The sequence below is a fragment of the Pseudomonas sp. Van50 genome, from assembly GCF_055390755.1.
The window spans coordinates 5,764,493-5,779,347 of sequence record NZ_AP024343.1 but is presented as its reverse complement, the minus strand read 5'-3'; the positions used below and the strand labels follow the sequence as shown (position 1 = coordinate 5,779,347).

Sequence of the window (14,855 nt, the reverse complement as noted above, 5' to 3'; positions counted from 1 at the left end):
CTTCATAGAGGTTCCTCGCCGTCATCTTCTTTTAGGGCTTGCAGTTCCAGCGTATCGGGGCTCATGGCGCCGCGAATGGCCTGCTCTTGTTTTAGCAGGCGCTGGGCTTGTGCAAGTTGTTCCGGCGGTAATTGTGCTTCGAGGGTTTGGGCAAGCTCGGTGGCTTGCGGGGTGTTCTGCACCTTGGCCAACTGGCTGAACACATAAGCGTTGACCGGGTTGGGCTTGGTGCCCTTGCCCTGGGAGAACAGCTGGGCAATGGCGAAGTCGGCACTGTTCTGGCCGTTGCGGGCGGCCTTGAGCAGGTGGTCCAGGGCTTTTTGCGAGTACACCTGGCCCAGGTAACCGCGGCGATAGATCTGGCCGAGGTAGTAATCGGCGGCCACTTCGCGGCCAACGGCTTTCTGGAAATGCGCCTCGGCGGCCTTGGCATCGGCCGGGACCCACTTGCCTTCGTAGTACAGCTTGCCCAGCAACAGCTCGGCGCGAGGCTGGTCGGCGGCGCGGCCGTTTTCCAGGTATTGCATCATCTTGTCGACGTCTCCCAGTTCCGGGAAGTCGTAGAGCAGTTGCGCCAGGCTGACCCAGGCTGCGGGATAGCCAGGGGCGATGCCTTCGAGCAACGACTGGGCGGTCTTTTCGTCAGTCTTGCCCAGGCTGGCATCGGCCAGGACACGGGCAACGCTGTCCACGCGCTGGGCGGATACGACGCCACGGGCGTGACCGTCCTGCATCTGCTTGAGCAATGCGGCCTGCTGTTCCGGCTGGCCGCGTTTCTGATAGACCGTGGCCAGTTCGACGTAGCAGATGTCCGTGGTCGCCAGCGCGGCCTTGCAGACCTTCTCGACTTCATCCAGGTGCTGGTCGTAGGTGCCCTGGGTGCGGTAGAGCAGAATCTGCGCCAGGCCCGCTTCCGGGTAGCCGGCGCTGCGCCATTGGCTGATCTGCTGCTGGGCGTTGACGTTCGGGAAGCTGTGGGGATATTGCAGGTACAGCATCGCCAGCGGGATCAGGGTGTTACCTTCGCCGTTGGCGAAGGCTTTCTTCAACAGGCCTTCGGCTTCGTGTTTTTCCGCTTCGGTGGAGCCGGGCTTGGCCACCAGCAGGCGACCCAGGCGAGCCTGGGCCCGTGGCGAGATATCGGCCGCGGCGCGGTAAGTCGCCTCGGCTTTTTTCATCTGCTCGGGGTCGCGGCTGTCCACCTGGATGTCGGCCAGGCCCACCTGGGCCTCGCTGTAGCCCAGGTCGGCCAGTTGCTGATAGTTCTGCTGCGCCAGCGCCGTGTCGCCGCGCTTGAGCGCTTCGTTGGCCAGGCGCTGGTCGGGCAGGCCGGCACAGCCGCTGAGACTGACTGCCAGCGCCAGAGCACACAACGCATATCCTGTGTGGGAGCGAGCCTGCTCGCGATGCAGGCCGCTCGGTGTACCAGACAGACCGCGTCGATCCCATCGCGAGCAAGCTCGCTCCCACAGGGAATGCGGTGCATTGTTGTTTTGTGGAGTGGTCACGGGCATATCCTCGACTTAAATACCGACGGCCATGGCTTTGTCGATCAGCCAGTTCAGGTTCGGGCCACGGTCGCTGGTGACTTCGACCGGACGGCCGGCCAGCGAGCTGTCCAGGGGTTCGTCAGGTTGGATCAGCACACGGATATCGGAAGACAGGTCGGCGCTTTTCAGGCTGGTGCTGCTGACGATCTTGCCGGTACGGGTGGTGTCTTCGCCGGCGACCTGGAAGCTGACCGGGGTGCCTGGGCGCACGTCGCTGAACTGGCGATAGGAGAAGCGCGCTTCGACGTTGGCTTCGGTGCCTCGTGGGACCAGTTGGAAGATCACGTCGCCCTTGCTGGCGTACTGGCCGTTTGCGACCAGTTGCTGGGCCACGATGCAGTCGCACGGGGAGGTCAGGGTGCCGGTCATTTGCTTGCCAAACAGCTCCTCGACCTTGGCCGGCTGCAACTGGTTGTCGTCCAGGTGACCCTTGAGCACGTCGAGCATGCTGGTGCTGAAGGTCGCCAGCGGGGCGCCCTTGGCGGCCACACCGTCAGCCTTGACCAGGCTCTGCACGGTGCCGTCGCGCGGCATGGTGATGGCCATGCCCGGTACGTTCACCAGGCCGGCCTGGGCGTGGCTGACGAAGTACATGCCGTACACCGACTTGAAGATGAAACCGAACGCCGCGAGGCCAACGACGAAGACCCCCAGGCTGAAGGTCACGGCGCGCAGGCGACCCATGGCACTCATGCCACCGTTTTCGTCTTTCTGCTTGCGGGCCTTGGTGAAGTTGTCGCGCTGCAGGGTCGCCAGCACGTCACCGACACCGACGATGTCGCCGGCCAGGTGCGAGGTGATGATGTGACGCAGTGTCGAGATGTCCCGCGGCTCCAGGTTCTGGAACTGGCAACCGGTGCGGCCGGTCTGGCGGTCGTAGGAACGGATCTGCAACTCCACGTCCATGGCCAGGCCAAGGTTGTCGATCACGAACTGCAGGCGAGCCTTGTAGGTCTCGCCAACCTTGAGCGGCAGTTGGCCGGCGTTGAAGCACAGCCCACCGGCGGACAGGTCCAGGACCTTGACTTCCATGGGCGTGCGGTCGGGGCCGAAGAAGCGCAGCTTGGCCGGGATTTTGACCCGGGCATGTTGGCGCTGGGCTTCGGATTCATGCACTACGTTGACATTCACGGCGGTGTTCATAGGGGCGATTTCCTAGTTAATTCATTCAAGTCCGGTCAGACCATCGTCAGCAGCACGGCGACAAAAATGCTGCCGGCGGAGAAGGTCATGGTCCGAGACGACCAAGTGTTGAACCAACGTTGAAAGCTGGCGAGATCACGGGTCAGTGAGGTGGGCTGGCGGGTCCAGGACTGCTGGTCAAGGCGGAAGAACACGTAGATCTTCACCAGGGCCCCGACGATCTGGTTGTAATAGAGAATCGCCGGGTAGGCAGGGCCGATCTTGTGTCCGGAGCACGACAGCAACAGGGTCAACAGCAACCGGGTGATGCCGATCCACAGCAGGTACACCAGGATGAACGCGGTGCCGTACTTGAAGCTGGCGATCAGTGCCACGGTCAGGCCCAGCAGCGAGGTCCACATCGACACGCGCTGGTCGAACAGCACCACCGAGGTGAACAGGCCCAGACGGCGCATGCCCAGGCCCAGTGCCCGGGAGTTCTGCCGCAGGTTGTTGCCGTACCAGCGGAACATCAGCTTGCGGCTGGCCTTGATGAAGCTCTTCTCCGGCGGATGCTCGACGGTGTTGATCGCCGCATCGGGCACGTAGAACGTGTCGTAGCCCAGGCGCATCAGGCTGAACCAGCTCGACTTGTCGTCGCCGGTCAGGAACTTGAAGCGGCCCAGGCGCCAGTGTTGCAGCGAGTCGCTTTCCACGTCGGCGATGAAGTCCGGGTTGGTGACCACGGTGGCGCGGAACACCGACATGCGCCCGGTCATGGTCAGCACGCGCTTGGACAAGGCCATGGAGCACATGTTGATGTGGCGTTGGGCGAAGCGCAGTTTGTGCCACTCGCTCATGATGTAGCCGCCGCGCACTTCGCAGAACTCGTTGGTGGTCAGGCCGCCGACGTTGCCGAACAACTGGAACCACGGCACGGTCTTGCGCACGACGCCTTCGGCGAGCACGGTGTCGCCATCGATCACGGCGACCACGGCGCGGTCGTCCGGCAGGTGGCGGGAGATGGCGCGGAAGCCGTAGGCCAGGCCGTCACGCTTGCCGGTGCCAGGGATACGCACGAAGTCCAGCTTGACCCGCGCAGGCGGGTTCATGCGGGCCCAGAGGCTCTTGACCAGCAATTCGTCGGACATTTCCACGATGGAGCAGACCACAGTGGTGGGCAGCCCGCAGTCGATGGCCTCGCGGATCACCGAGCCATACACCTGGGCAGTGGTCAGCGCGTCGATCCGGAAGCTGGTGACCATCAGGTACACGTGGGACGGATCCGCCGCCTTGCCCAGCTTGCGGACCTTGCGGCGCAGGTGTGGGTAGACGATGTACAGGAAGATCATGCCGCGCACGAAATGCGTCGCTCCCATGGAGTAACGCCAGATGCCCACGGCGCCGATCAGGAAGATGAAATCCTTGGATTCGGAGTCGAACGTGGACGTGGGCAGCGCCATGGCGATGCCCATCAATAAACTCAAGTAAAACAGCCAACCGGCGGCCTGAAGCAGGCCGTGCTTTAGCCTGTGCATAATCTGCATCCGTCTCTATCTCGGGCGGGCCTTGTGGGCGGCCCGATGGGTTAAGGCAGGCGAAAGGCCGGCCGAGGCATGCCCCGGCCGGCAAACAGACTTACCAGCAGATGCCTTCGGTCCGGCCACTCGGGTTGGTGGCCTTGGACATGAAGCCGACCAGGTCGATGACCTGCTTGCCTTCCGGTACGTTTTCGGTCAGCGCGCGGAACTTCTCGTCGCGGTTACCCAGGATGATGATGTCGGAGCTGTCGATCACCGAGTCGAAGTCGGCGTTGAGCAAGGACGAGACGTGAGGAATCTTCGACTCGATGTAATCCTTGTTCGCACCGTGGACGCGGGCGTATTCGACGTTGCTGTCGTAGATCTTCAGGTCGAAACCCTTGCCGATCAGCATTTCCGCCAATTCCACCAGCGGGCTTTCACGCAGGTCGTCGGTGCCGGCCTTGAAGCTCAGGCCCAACAGGGCGACTTTGCGCTTGTCGTGGCTGGAAACGATGTCGAAGGCGTTCTGCACCTGGGACTCGTTGCTGCGCATAAGCGAGTTGAGCAGCGGCGCTTCCACGTCCAGGGCGCCGGCGCGGTAGGTCAGGGCGCGAACGTCCTTGGGCAGGCAGGAGCCGCCGAAGGCGAAGCCTGGGCGCATGTAGTACTGGGACAGGTTCAGGGTCTTGTCCTGGCAGACCACGTCCATCACTTCACGACCATCGACGCCGACGGCCTTGGCGATGTTGCCGATCTCGTTGGCGAAGGTCACCTTGGTGGCGTGCCACACGTTGCAGGTGTACTTGATCATCTCGGCGACGGCGATGTCCTTGCGGATGATCGGCGCATCGAGCTCTTCGTACAGCGACTGCAGGACGTCACCGGAGGCGGTGTCGAACTCACCGATAACGGTCATTGGCGGCTGGTCGTAGTCTTTGATCGCGGTGCTTTCACGCAGGAACTCAGGGTTGACCGCGACACCGAAATCGACGCCGGCTTTCTTGCCGGAGCAGTCTTCCAGGATCGGGATGACAACGTTTGCCACGGTGCCTGGCAATACGGTGCTGCGCACTACGATAGTGTGGCGGGTGGTCTTGTCACGCAGGACAAAACCGATCTCGCGGCACACCGCTTCGATGTAGTTCAGTTCCAGGTCGCCGTTCTTTTTGCTCGGTGTACCGACGCAAATCATCGACAAGTCAGTATCGCGAATGGCTTCGGCGAAGTTGGTCGTGCCGCGCAGTCGGCCAGTTTGAATGCCTTGCGCCAACAGCTCGCCAAGACCCGGTTCAACGATTGGCGATTTGCCGGCGTTGATCATGTCGATTTTGTCTTTGGCGACATCCACGCCAACTACATCATGGCCCCGTGCAGACAGGCAACCGGCACATACTGCACCGACGTAACCCAAACCAAATATGCTAATGCGCATCGCATTTACCTCTGTTTTCACGCCATTAAATGGCCGGAGTTAATAGTGTTCAGCGGTCATCGAGCACTCGGAAGTGTGGAATGCAGGCGCCACAGTGCCGTGTGCAGGCATACAAAGTTCCGAGTGTCTAAATAAGTGCACTCAAGTTGTGCGCAAAGCGGCCTAGTTGTTATGACCTGCCCTGTTATGCAGCCAGTCCCTGTTAATCAAGAACGCTCGTGCAAAAAGTCTCTCACCTCTGATCCCTGGCAAAAGCCCACAAAATCAGAAGCTTGTGTGCTCGGGTGAGCACGTTATAGGGGCGCAGCCTTGGCCTTGTAGGGGATAGTAATGGTGCGTTATCTCCTGTCCTTTATAAGATGGATCCAAATAGGCGACCGTTTCGCTAAATTGCCATGACAACTTGGTTACTTGGATCGACGGCCTATGTAAGTCATCTCTTACACGCTCCGTGAGAATCGTTACGGGTGGTATGAGCCGTGCAATTTCACATAGTTCCGATCCGCTCATCGCGATTTTCGTAATTTTTCGAAATATTATCGAAGATGGCACTGCCCTCAATATGATGGCACTTGCCGTTTCATCCTTTGTTAATGGGGAGTTAGGTGGGGTAGATAGTTTTGTGCCACTACGGATAAAAAATTTTGGTGCCACTACGCAAAAAACTGACGAGTGTCGAGTGAAAGAAAAGTTAGCGGGGGAGTGGGGCGATTTATTGACGTCACGAAACTGGCGAAACAGGCGGGGAACTAAGATGACCGATCGGGGCTTGATCGAAGTCCCCGATCAGGGACGATATAAGGTTATGCCTTATTCGGGAGCGTGATCGCGCAAGAACACGAGTTTGTCCTGGCTCGATTGTTGTGCGTTGAAGCGATAGCCCTGAACATCGAATTGGCTGAGTGCCGCAGGGTCGTTGATGCGTTCTTCAATGACGAAACGACTCATCAGGCCCCGGGCCTTTTTGGCGTAGAAGCTGATGATCTTGTACTGGCCATTTTTCAAGTCGCGGAATTCGGTATCGATGACGCGCGCTTTCAGTGCGCTGCGCTTGACCGCCGAGAAGTATTCATTGGACGCCAGGTTCAGCAGTACGTCGTCGCCCTGGTCGGCGAGGGCTTCGTTCAGCCATTCGCTGATGCGCGTGCCCCAGAAGGCGTACAGGTCCTTGCCGCGGGCATTGGCCAGCTTCGTGCCCATTTCCAGGCGATAGGGTTGCATCAGGTCCAGTGGGCGCAGCAGGCCATAGAGGCCGGAGAGCATGCGCAGATGTTGCTGGGCATAGTCGAAGTCGGCTTCGCCAAAGCTTTGCGCATCGAGGCCGGTGTACACGTCACCCTTGAAGGCCAGCAGCGCCTGCTTGGCGTTGGCCGGGGTGAACGCCGGCGTCCAGCTGCCGAATCGCGCGGCATTGAGGCCGCCGATCTTATCGGAGACATGCATCAGCTCGCTGATCTGTGCCGGCGAGAGGTCGCGCAGCTGTTCGATCAGCTCCTGGGAGTGATCCAGGTACTGCGGCTGGGTAAAGCGCGCGGTGGCCGGCGGTGTTTCGTAATCGAGGGTCTTGGCGGGGGAAATCACCATCAGCATGCAATCGTCTCCTTGAAGGTTCGGCGATTCTAGGGGGTTGTCCGGGTGGACTCCAGCTATCGAGGCAATAGGTGATGGATGGGCGAGCATTGATGGGTTTTTGTGGCGAGGGAGCTGTGGGAGCAAAGCTTGCTCGCGATGAACGATGACGCAGTCTTGCAGATGGACCGTGTCACCTGCATCGCGAGCAAGCTTTGCTCCCACAGGTCTGCTCCCAAGTCCACTGACCGCAAGGGTATTACGCCAGGATCGGCTATGATGCCGCGCGGGTTTCGTTATGGAGACATCCCTTTTGCGCATCGCCCTTGTGTTATCGGCCTGGCTGTTGAGCTTCGGCGCCCTCGCGGCGCCCAACGACGTCGCCACCCTGGACCGCACGACCTGGCCGGAACAACTCACCAGCCCGACGCTGTTCGACGTGGCTTCGCGGGCCGAGATCCTGATGTTCGCCCGGGGCTTGCTGGACGTCGATGCCATGGATGAAATCGCGCTCAAGCAGTACCTGGGGCTGCGCACGGTCAATATGGCCGCGATCGACACCCTGCGCGCCCGGCTGTGGCAACGGTTGCTGAGCAACTACAACTTTGCCCAGCGCAGTTGCGACCAGGATGCGTCCTTCTGTTACCTGGTCGAGGACATGGCGACCCTGCGTGAAGAGGCTCGCAGGTTCCATCTCGATGACGACTCCTACTACATCAAATGGGCGGCGCCGAGCCAGATCTTTCATACGCAATATCGTGATGAACTGCTACGCAAAGCCGCGCTTTTTCCGCAAACCAGCAGTGAAATCGCCCGTTTTGGCGAATACGAGCGCAACGGCGAGGAGATGAACGACCGGCTGTTCCTGTTGACCTTCGACAGTGCCGCCAACGTCGTGCCGGACAACACCCCGTGGCTGACCGAATACCTGCGCAAGGCGAACATGAACGGCACCTTCTTCGTGCTGGGCAAGGACATCCAGGCGCGGTTGGAAGAGCGCTCGGTCAACAGTCTCCAGATGTTGTATGCGGGACAGTGCGTGGGTGTGCAGGGCTGGGAGTTCCGTTCCCACAGCCATTGGCAGGACTGGCAAGACTCGGTCCGGCGCAGTGTCGAGCTGGTCAAGGGCAAACTGCCCGAGAATTACGTGCCGCTGTTCCGCCCGCCCCAAGGCCAGCGTCGTGGCGATGCCGAAGGATTTTTCCGACAGCAGGGCCTGCAGGTGGCGCTGTGGGACATCGATCCCCAGGACAGCGGCAATCGGCTCAAGCCTGAGCAAAGCGCCCAGCGAGTGCTGACCCTGATGCTGCTGTGGCGCCACGGGGTGATCAATTTCAACGCCAAGCAGGATGGGGTGAAAACGGCGATGCCCTGGCTCATGGCGCAGACGGCGCAGAGCGGGATCGGGTGGGCGGACTGTCAGGAGGCGTTTCGCTGAAACCGGGAAAACCCCGGAAACATTGGGGAAGGAGGAAAATCCGGGACACATTCATGACAACCGGACTTCCGACTTTAACGGCGCGACGGCGGTACGCCAAGGGTTATTCGTCACTCTGAAAAATAAACTTCAAAAAAGCGTCAAAGTGCTTTTTCCTGTCATGGTTTTTGGAGTATCAAGAAGTCAGACCGCCGAAACCTGCAACACAGGTGGCGTCTTCCAAGACCCAGATTGTGTGCAGTTCACCTGAATCCTCGCGGGTGAATTCGGTGGCTACCTCGAGGCGCAGCACTGTCACGGTATTGCGTCGAATGGCCCCCACATAGGTGACCGAGTATGGATGACCACGGACGTAGCCCTTCCTCCAACCAGCCAATCCTCTATGTACTCGATACCAACGTATTGATCCACGATCCAAACGCGCTCCTGAACTTCGAAGAACACCACGTCGCCATCCCGATGACCGTGCTTGAAGAGCTGGACAAGCTCAAGAGCGGGCACCACAGCGTTGCGGCCGAATGCCGGCAGGCGATCCGCCTGATCGACAAGACCTTGGGGGATGCCTCCCCGGAAGACGTTGAGCTCGGCGTGCCGATCCAGCGCGGCAAAAGTGGTCCCAAGGGCTTGCTTTCGATCCTGATGAGCAAGCGCACCGAACCCAACCTGGTGCTGCCTGAACACCTGAACGACAACATCATCATCAACCAGTTGATCGACCTGCACGCGCGCAACAAGGACCAGTCCGTGGTGCTGGTGACCAAAGACATCAACATGCGCCTCAAGGCCCGCGCCTGCGGGATCGCGGCGGAGGACTACAGCACCGACCAACTGGTTGACGACGTTTCGCTGTTACCCAACGGCTACCACACCATGACCGGCTCCTTCTGGGACCGTGTGAGCAAGGTCGAGACTCGCCAGGACCATGGCCGCACCTGGCACCAGGTGCAACTGATCGACAACCTGCCGGCCGTGCACATCAACGAGTTCATCATCGACGAACAAGGCTTCGTCGGCTGGATCAAGGAAATCCAGGTCGACAAACTGCTGATCCTCGACTTGCACCAGGAACCGCTGCTGCACCAGGAAGCCTGGGGCCTCAAGCCTCGTGACATCTACCAGAGCCTGGCCCTGTTCGCCTTGCTCGACCCGGATATCCACCTGGTCAACCTGTCCGGCGCCGCCGGTTCCGGCAAGACCATCCTGGCCCTGGCCGCCGCCATCGAGCAGACCATGGTCAGCAAGCGCTACCGGCGCATCATCGCCACCCGCAGCGTGCAGGGCCTGGACCAGGAAATCGGTTTCCTGCCCGGCACCGAGGCGGAGAAAATGGAGCCGTGGCTGGGGGCGATCACCGACAACCTCGAAGCCTTGCACATGGATGACGAAAGCACCCATGGCAGCGTCGACTACATCCTCAGCAAAGTGCCGTTGCAGTTCAAATCCCTCAACTACATTCGCGGGCGCAGCTTCCAGCAGAGCCTGATCCTGATCGACGAATGCCAGAACCTGACCCCGCACCAGATGAAAACCATCATCACCCGTGCCGGCGCCGGTTCCAAAGTGGTGTGCCTGGGTAACCTGGCGCAGATCGACACCCCTTACCTGTCCGCGACCAGCTCCGGGCTGACCTACCTGACTGAACGCTTCAAGGACTTCCCCAACGGGGTCCACATCACCCTGCAGGGCGTACCGCGCTCGATCCTGGCCGAATACGCCGAATCCCACCTGTAACCCCAACCCAACCGGGCGGCCTTCAAGCCGCCCGGTTTTTCATGGCTGTACAAAAACTGTGGGAGCGAGCTTGCTCGCGATGACGGCGTATCAGATAAAAAATAAGTGTCTGACCCACCGCCATCGCGAGCACGCTCGCTCCCACAAGGTTTTGCGCTGACTTTCGAGTCCGATACGCAAGTGGGGTGCGACAATCAACCCTGCCGGAATCTGACCCACAGGTTTACAATCGACATTCCCGATCAGGAGTAACCCTGTGCTGACTCATCTCGATTCCCAAGGTCGCGCCAATATGGTCGATGTGACCGACAAGGCCGTGACGTTCCGTGAAGCCACGGCCGAGGCCTTTGTGCGCATGCTGCCCGACACGCTGCAGATGATCGTCAGCGGCGGTCACCCCAAGGGTGATGTGTTCGCCGTCGCGCGCATTGCCGGCATCCAGGCGGCCAAGAAAACCAGTGACCTGATTCCGCTCTGCCACCCGTTGCTGCTCACCGGCGTCAAGGTCGAGCTCAACGCCGAGGGCGAGGACCGGGTGCGCATTGTCGCCCGCTGCAAACTGTCGGGGCAGACCGGCGTGGAAATGGAGGCCCTCACGGCCGCCAGCGTCGCCGCGCTGACCATCTACGACATGTGCAAGGCCGTCGACCGTGGCATGACCATCGAAGGCGTGCGAGTGCTGGAGAAACTCGGCGGCAAGAGCGGCCATTTCCAGGCGGATGCGTCATGAAGATTACCGTGAAGTTCTTTGCCCGTTACCGTGAAGCACTGGGTGTGGATGCGGTAAAGGTGGACGGCGATTTCGCCACGGTCGACGATGTGCGCGTGCTGCTTGCCCAGCGTGACGGTGCCGACGTGCTGAAGGAGCAGAACCTGATGTGTGCGCGCAACGAAGAGCTGTGCCAGCTCGATGAACCGTTGGAGGAGGGTGACGAAGTCGCGTTCTTCCCCACTGTGACGGGAGGCTGAAGCATGGCGATTCGTGTGCAGGTCGAACCGTTCGACCCGGGCGTCGAAGTCAACGCGATGCACGCGGCCAATGTCGGCGTGGGGGCGGTGGTGAGCTTCGTCGGCTACGTGCGTGATTTCAATGACGGCCTCGACGTGTCCGGGATGTTCCTGGAGCACTATCCGGGCATGACTGAAAAGGCTCTCGGCAAGATCGCCAGCGAGGCCGAGCAACGCTGGCCGTTGCTCAAGCTGGAAGTGCTGCACCGCATCGGTGCCCTGGAACCGGGCGAGCCGATAGTCTTCGTCGCGGCCGCCAGTGCTCATCGCCAGGCGGCGTTCGACGCCTGCGCCTTTGTCATGGACTACCTCAAGACCCGTGCGCCGTTCTGGAAAAAGGAAAACACCGTCGACGGCCCACGCTGGGTTGAAGGGCGGGACAGTGATCATGCGGCGGCGGATCGCTGGAAGCAGTAAAAGCCCCCCTGTAGTTTTTTCGCAAGCCATGAGTCCGTCATCGCGAGCAAGCTCGCTCCCACACTGGATCTTTATGCATCAAGGATCCCCTGTGGGAGCGAGCTTGCTCGCGATGAGGCCATCAGCCACCCATCACATCCCCCTGCCTACCGATTGACGATATGTACATTAAAGTCCAGTATGGATTTATAAGTACAAAAAAACTGCGTTCACCTTTCTCTGCCAAACCAACAACAACCTGCGAGAGATTGATCATGAGCAAACTCCCCCTCATCACCGGCCTGGCCTTGAGCCTGTTGGCCTCCAGTAGCCTGTTCGCCGCTGAGAAAACCTTGCGCATCGGCATCGAGGCAGCTTATCCGCCGTTTGCTTCCAAGACCTCGGAAGGGAAAATCGAGGGGTTCGACTACGACATCGGCAATGCCCTGTGCGCGCAGATGCAGGTCAAGTGCCAATGGATCGAGGGTGAGTTCGACGGGCTGATTCCATCGCTCAAGGTGAAGAAGATCGACCTGGCGTTGTCGTCCATGACCATCACCGAAGAGCGCAAGAAGTCGGTGGATTTCACCCACAAGTACTACTTCACCTCATCGCGCCTGGTCATGAAGGAAGGGGCAGTGGTCGATGACCAGTATGCCAGCCTCAAGGGCAAGACCGTGGGCGTGCAACGGGCCACCACCACTGACCGCTACGCCACTGAAGTGCTCGAACCCAAGGGTGTGACGGTCAAGCGCTACAGCAACAACGAAGAAATCTACATGGACCTGGCGTCCGGTCGCCTGGACGCGATTTTCGCCGACACCATCCCGCTGGAAGACTTCCTGTCGATGCCCCGGGGCAAGGGCTACGCGTTTGTCGGTCCCGAACTCAAGGACCCGAAATACGTCGGTGAGGGCGCCGGTATCGCGGTGCGCAAAGGCAATACCCAACTGGTGGCGGACTTGAACAAGGCCATCGATGGGATTCGGGCCAATGGGAAGTACCAGGAGATCCAGGCCAAGTATTTCAAGTCGGATATCTATGGTGACTGATTAATCGCTATCGCGAGCAAGCTCGCTCCCACAGGGGATTGGTGTCGTACACGATATCTGTGTGCAATGAGATCGAATGTGGGAGCGGGCTTGCTCGCGAAGGCGTCAGACCTGGCAAAGCAGATTTCAGCCCTTCAACTCCTTCAAATGCTTGTACACCGTCGCCCGGCCCATGTTCAGCACATTGGCCACATAGTTGGACGCGCTCTTGCCCTTGAACGCGCCTTCGGCATGCAGCGCCAGCACCAGCTCGCGTTTGTGATCGCGGGTCAACAGGTTCAGGCTCAGCTGACGCTCGCGCATCCAGGCGTGGAGGAAGGTGTTGATCCGCTCCTGCCAGTCATCGCGAAACAGTGAGTCCGGCTGGGGAATCAACTTGCCCGGCGAGAGGAACAAATCCAACGCGGCCTTGGCATTCTCGAACAGCGAAATATTCAGGTTGATGCACAGCACCGCCAGCGGATGACCGTGGGCGTCGCGCAGGACGCTGCTGAGGCTGCGAATCTTCTGTCCGTCCCAGTTCAGTTTCTCGTACGGCCCGATGTTACGTTCGCTGACGTCTTCACTGAGCATGTCTTCCAGGGACGAGTCATCGCCAATCTCGCGCTTGGACAGATTATTGGCGATGTAATCGACTTTCTGGCTGCGCAGGTCGTGCAGCACCACTTCGGCGTGGGGGTAGAACAGCGTGGCGATGGCGTCGGCGATGGTGCGGAAGTTTTCCAGCGCCGGATCGGATGGCGAAGCGGTCATGACAGGGCTCCAGGCAGCGTCAGCGCCCCGTGGAACAGGGGCGCGGGGGAGTGTGCCGCAATCGTGGCGATGCGTCACCCCGGTTGGCTCACCCCAAGCGCTTGGGGGAGAGCATGGCGCTGCTCAGGCCGAAACGGGCCAGGGCTTCGGGCAGCGGTTCGCCACGTACCAGCGCGGCGCTGGCCTGGCCCATGGCCGGTGACGTCTGGATGCCGTAGCCGCCCTGGGCCGCGACCCAGAACAGTCCGGGCACCTGTGGATCGAAACCGGACAGCAGATCACCGTCGTGGACGAAACTGCGCAATCCGGCCCAGGTGCGGGTCGGGCGGCGGATGGTCAGGGTGGTGGCTTCTTCGATCTGGTAGATGCCCATGGCGATGTCCAGCTCTTCCGGCTGAACGTCGTGAGGCTCCACCGGGTCGGCGTTGGCCGGCGAGCCGAGGAACATGCCGGCGTCGGGCTTCATGTAGAAGGATTCGTCCAGGCTCACCAGCATCGGCCAATCATGGATATCCACGCCTTCGGGGCCGGCGAAGATGAATGCCGCACGCCGCTTGGGTTGCAACCCCAGCTTCCGGGCGCCAGCCAGGACGGCCACCTGATCGGCCCAGGCGCCGGCGGCATTGATCACGATGGGGGCGGTGAAGCGTTGGCTGGCGGTCTTCACCTGCCAAAGTCCCTGGTCGTCGCGGCTCAGGCCCAGCACTTCACTGTCGGTGTGCACTTCACCGCCATTGCGGCGAATACCGCGCAAGTAGCCCTGGTGCAGGGCGTCGGTGTCGATGTCGCAGGCCGTCGGGTCATAGATCGCCCCGTGGACCTTGTCCCGTCGCAGGATCGGCAGCCGCACACAGGCTTCTTCGGCGCTGAGCAGTTGCATCTGCGGCACCGTGGCCTTGGCGCTCAGGTACTGGTTGTTCAGCTCGGCCGGATCGCCGGTGAAATCCACGGTCATTTCGCCCCGTGGACTCAGCAACGGGTGCTCGCAGAAACCGGCCGGCGGGGCGTCGAAAAAATCCCGGCTGGCCTGGGTCAGCGCCCGCACCTGCGGGGTGCCGTAGGCGGCGGTGTACAGCGCCGCCGAACGTCCGGTGGAGTGATAGGCCGGATGGGATTCGCGTTCAAGCACAATCACCCGGCCGTGGGGTGCCAGCCAGTAACCGGTGGAAGCACCGGCAATGCCGCCGCCGATGATGATGAAGTCTGCTGAGGTCATGAAATGCTCCTGTGGAACACAGTGCCGGGACTCTGGAAAAAACGGTGGGAGCGAGCTTGCTCGCG

At 60.6% G+C, this 14,855-nt stretch carries 14 protein-coding genes; 7 read left to right on the top strand and 7 right to left on the bottom strand.

Features of this window, described 5'->3' with window-relative positions; translation table 11 throughout:
- Window positions 1-2: 2 nt before the first annotated feature.
- The 4 genes from algK to ACZ5M5_RS24840 form a co-directional block, all read right to left on the bottom strand.
- Window positions 3-1,514, bottom strand: coding sequence for an alginate biosynthesis TPR repeat lipoprotein AlgK (gene algK, locus ACZ5M5_RS24855; protein ID WP_103310896.1), 1,512 nt, complete (start codon window positions 1,512-1,514; stop codon window positions 3-5).
- Window positions 1,515-1,523: 9 nt separating this feature from the next.
- Window positions 1,524-2,693: an alginate biosynthesis protein Alg44 gene (locus tag ACZ5M5_RS24850; RefSeq protein WP_060740778.1), complete on the bottom strand. Its 1,170-nt coding sequence runs from the start codon at window positions 2,691-2,693 to the stop codon at window positions 1,524-1,526.
- A gap of 35 nt (window positions 2,694-2,728) precedes the next feature.
- Window positions 2,729-4,210: a mannuronan synthase gene (alg8, locus tag ACZ5M5_RS24845; RefSeq protein WP_371919231.1), complete on the bottom strand. Its 1,482-nt coding sequence runs from the start codon at window positions 4,208-4,210 to the stop codon at window positions 2,729-2,731.
- A 100-nt stretch (window positions 4,211-4,310) separates the two neighbouring features.
- Window positions 4,311-5,627: a nucleotide sugar dehydrogenase gene (locus ACZ5M5_RS24840; RefSeq protein ID WP_053124910.1), complete on the bottom strand. Its 1,317-nt coding sequence runs from the start codon at window positions 5,625-5,627 to the stop codon at window positions 4,311-4,313.
- Window positions 5,628-6,099: 472 nt separating this feature from the next.
- On the opposite strand from ACZ5M5_RS24840, the gene ACZ5M5_RS24835 reads away from it, so the two are divergent.
- The gene (locus ACZ5M5_RS24835) at window positions 6,100-6,453 is read left to right on the top strand and encodes a hypothetical protein (protein WP_146042675.1); all 354 of its coding nucleotides are present in this window, start codon (window positions 6,100-6,102) and stop codon (window positions 6,451-6,453) included.
- Here ACZ5M5_RS24835 and yaaA read toward each other — a convergent pair.
- A complete protein-coding gene (gene yaaA, locus ACZ5M5_RS24830) occupies window positions 6,438-7,217 on the bottom strand; it encodes a peroxide stress protein YaaA (RefSeq protein WP_464738117.1) in 780 nt (259 codons plus the stop codon). The two genes, ACZ5M5_RS24835 and yaaA, sit on opposite strands and share 16 nt — an antisense overlap.
- Window positions 7,218-7,509: 292 nt before the next feature.
- Between yaaA and ACZ5M5_RS24825 the strand changes: the two genes are divergently transcribed.
- From ACZ5M5_RS24825 to ACZ5M5_RS24800, 6 genes are all read left to right on the top strand, one after another.
- Entirely contained in the window at window positions 7,510-8,634 is a 1,125-nt protein-coding gene (locus tag ACZ5M5_RS24825) for a polysaccharide deacetylase family protein (protein WP_464738116.1), read from the top strand.
- Window positions 8,635-8,970: 336 nt separating this feature from the next.
- Window positions 8,971-10,365, top strand: a complete 1,395-nt coding sequence (locus tag ACZ5M5_RS24820) for a PhoH family protein (protein ID WP_060740782.1) — start codon at window positions 8,971-8,973, stop codon at window positions 10,363-10,365.
- A gap of 256 nt (window positions 10,366-10,621) precedes the next feature.
- Window positions 10,622-11,095: a cyclic pyranopterin monophosphate synthase MoaC gene (moaC, locus tag ACZ5M5_RS24815; RefSeq protein WP_058542774.1), complete on the top strand. Its 474-nt coding sequence runs from the start codon at window positions 10,622-10,624 to the stop codon at window positions 11,093-11,095.
- Window positions 11,092-11,334: a molybdopterin converting factor subunit 1 gene (gene moaD, locus ACZ5M5_RS24810; RefSeq protein ID WP_060740784.1), complete on the top strand. Its 243-nt coding sequence runs from the start codon at window positions 11,092-11,094 to the stop codon at window positions 11,332-11,334. Before moaC ends, moaD begins: the two co-directional genes overlap by 4 nt.
- Window positions 11,335-11,337: 3 nt before the next feature.
- Window positions 11,338-11,790, top strand: a complete 453-nt coding sequence (gene moaE / locus ACZ5M5_RS24805) for a molybdopterin synthase catalytic subunit MoaE (protein ID WP_060740785.1) — start codon at window positions 11,338-11,340, stop codon at window positions 11,788-11,790.
- Window positions 11,791-12,044: 254 nt separating this feature from the next.
- Entirely contained in the window at window positions 12,045-12,821 is a 777-nt protein-coding gene (locus tag ACZ5M5_RS24800; RefSeq protein ID WP_060740786.1) for an ABC transporter substrate-binding protein, read from the top strand.
- Between the two features lie 126 nt (window positions 12,822-12,947).
- On the opposite strand, the gene ACZ5M5_RS24795 is transcribed toward ACZ5M5_RS24800, so the two are convergent.
- The gene (locus ACZ5M5_RS24795; protein ID WP_060740787.1) at window positions 12,948-13,574 is read right to left on the bottom strand and encodes a helix-turn-helix transcriptional regulator; all 627 of its coding nucleotides are present in this window, start codon (window positions 13,572-13,574) and stop codon (window positions 12,948-12,950) included.
- Between the two features lie 88 nt (window positions 13,575-13,662).
- Window positions 13,663-14,790, bottom strand: a complete 1,128-nt coding sequence (locus tag ACZ5M5_RS24790; RefSeq protein ID WP_060740788.1) for an NAD(P)/FAD-dependent oxidoreductase — start codon at window positions 14,788-14,790, stop codon at window positions 13,663-13,665.
- Between the last annotated feature and the right edge of the window lie 65 nt (window positions 14,791-14,855).

Coding starts and splice junctions, on each gene's coding strand:
- algK (WP_103310896.1), bottom strand. CDS start 1,514: ATGCCCGTGACCACTCCACAAAACAACAATGCACCGCATTCCCTGTGG.
- ACZ5M5_RS24850 (WP_060740778.1), bottom strand. CDS start 2,693: ATGAACACCGCCGTGAATGTCAACGTAGTGCATGAATCCGAAGCCCAG.
- alg8 (WP_371919231.1), bottom strand. CDS start 4,210: ATGCACAGGCTAAAGCACGGCCTGCTTCAGGCCGCCGGTTGGCTGTTT.
- ACZ5M5_RS24840 (WP_053124910.1), bottom strand. CDS start 5,627: ATGCGCATTAGCATATTTGGTTTGGGTTACGTCGGTGCAGTATGTGCC.
- ACZ5M5_RS24835 (WP_146042675.1), top strand. CDS start 6,100: ATGAGCCGTGCAATTTCACATAGTTCCGATCCGCTCATCGCGATTTTC.
- yaaA (WP_464738117.1), bottom strand. CDS start 7,217: ATGCTGATGGTGATTTCCCCCGCCAAGACCCTCGATTACGAAACACCG.
- ACZ5M5_RS24820 (WP_060740782.1), top strand. CDS start 8,971: ATGGATGACCACGGACGTAGCCCTTCCTCCAACCAGCCAATCCTCTAT.
- moaD (WP_060740784.1), top strand. CDS start 11,092: ATGAAGATTACCGTGAAGTTCTTTGCCCGTTACCGTGAAGCACTGGGT.
- moaE (WP_060740785.1), top strand. CDS start 11,338: ATGGCGATTCGTGTGCAGGTCGAACCGTTCGACCCGGGCGTCGAAGTC.
- ACZ5M5_RS24800 (WP_060740786.1), top strand. CDS start 12,045: ATGAGCAAACTCCCCCTCATCACCGGCCTGGCCTTGAGCCTGTTGGCC.
- ACZ5M5_RS24795 (WP_060740787.1), bottom strand. CDS start 13,574: ATGACCGCTTCGCCATCCGATCCGGCGCTGGAAAACTTCCGCACCATC.
- ACZ5M5_RS24790 (WP_060740788.1), bottom strand. CDS start 14,790: ATGACCTCAGCAGACTTCATCATCATCGGCGGCGGCATTGCCGGTGCT.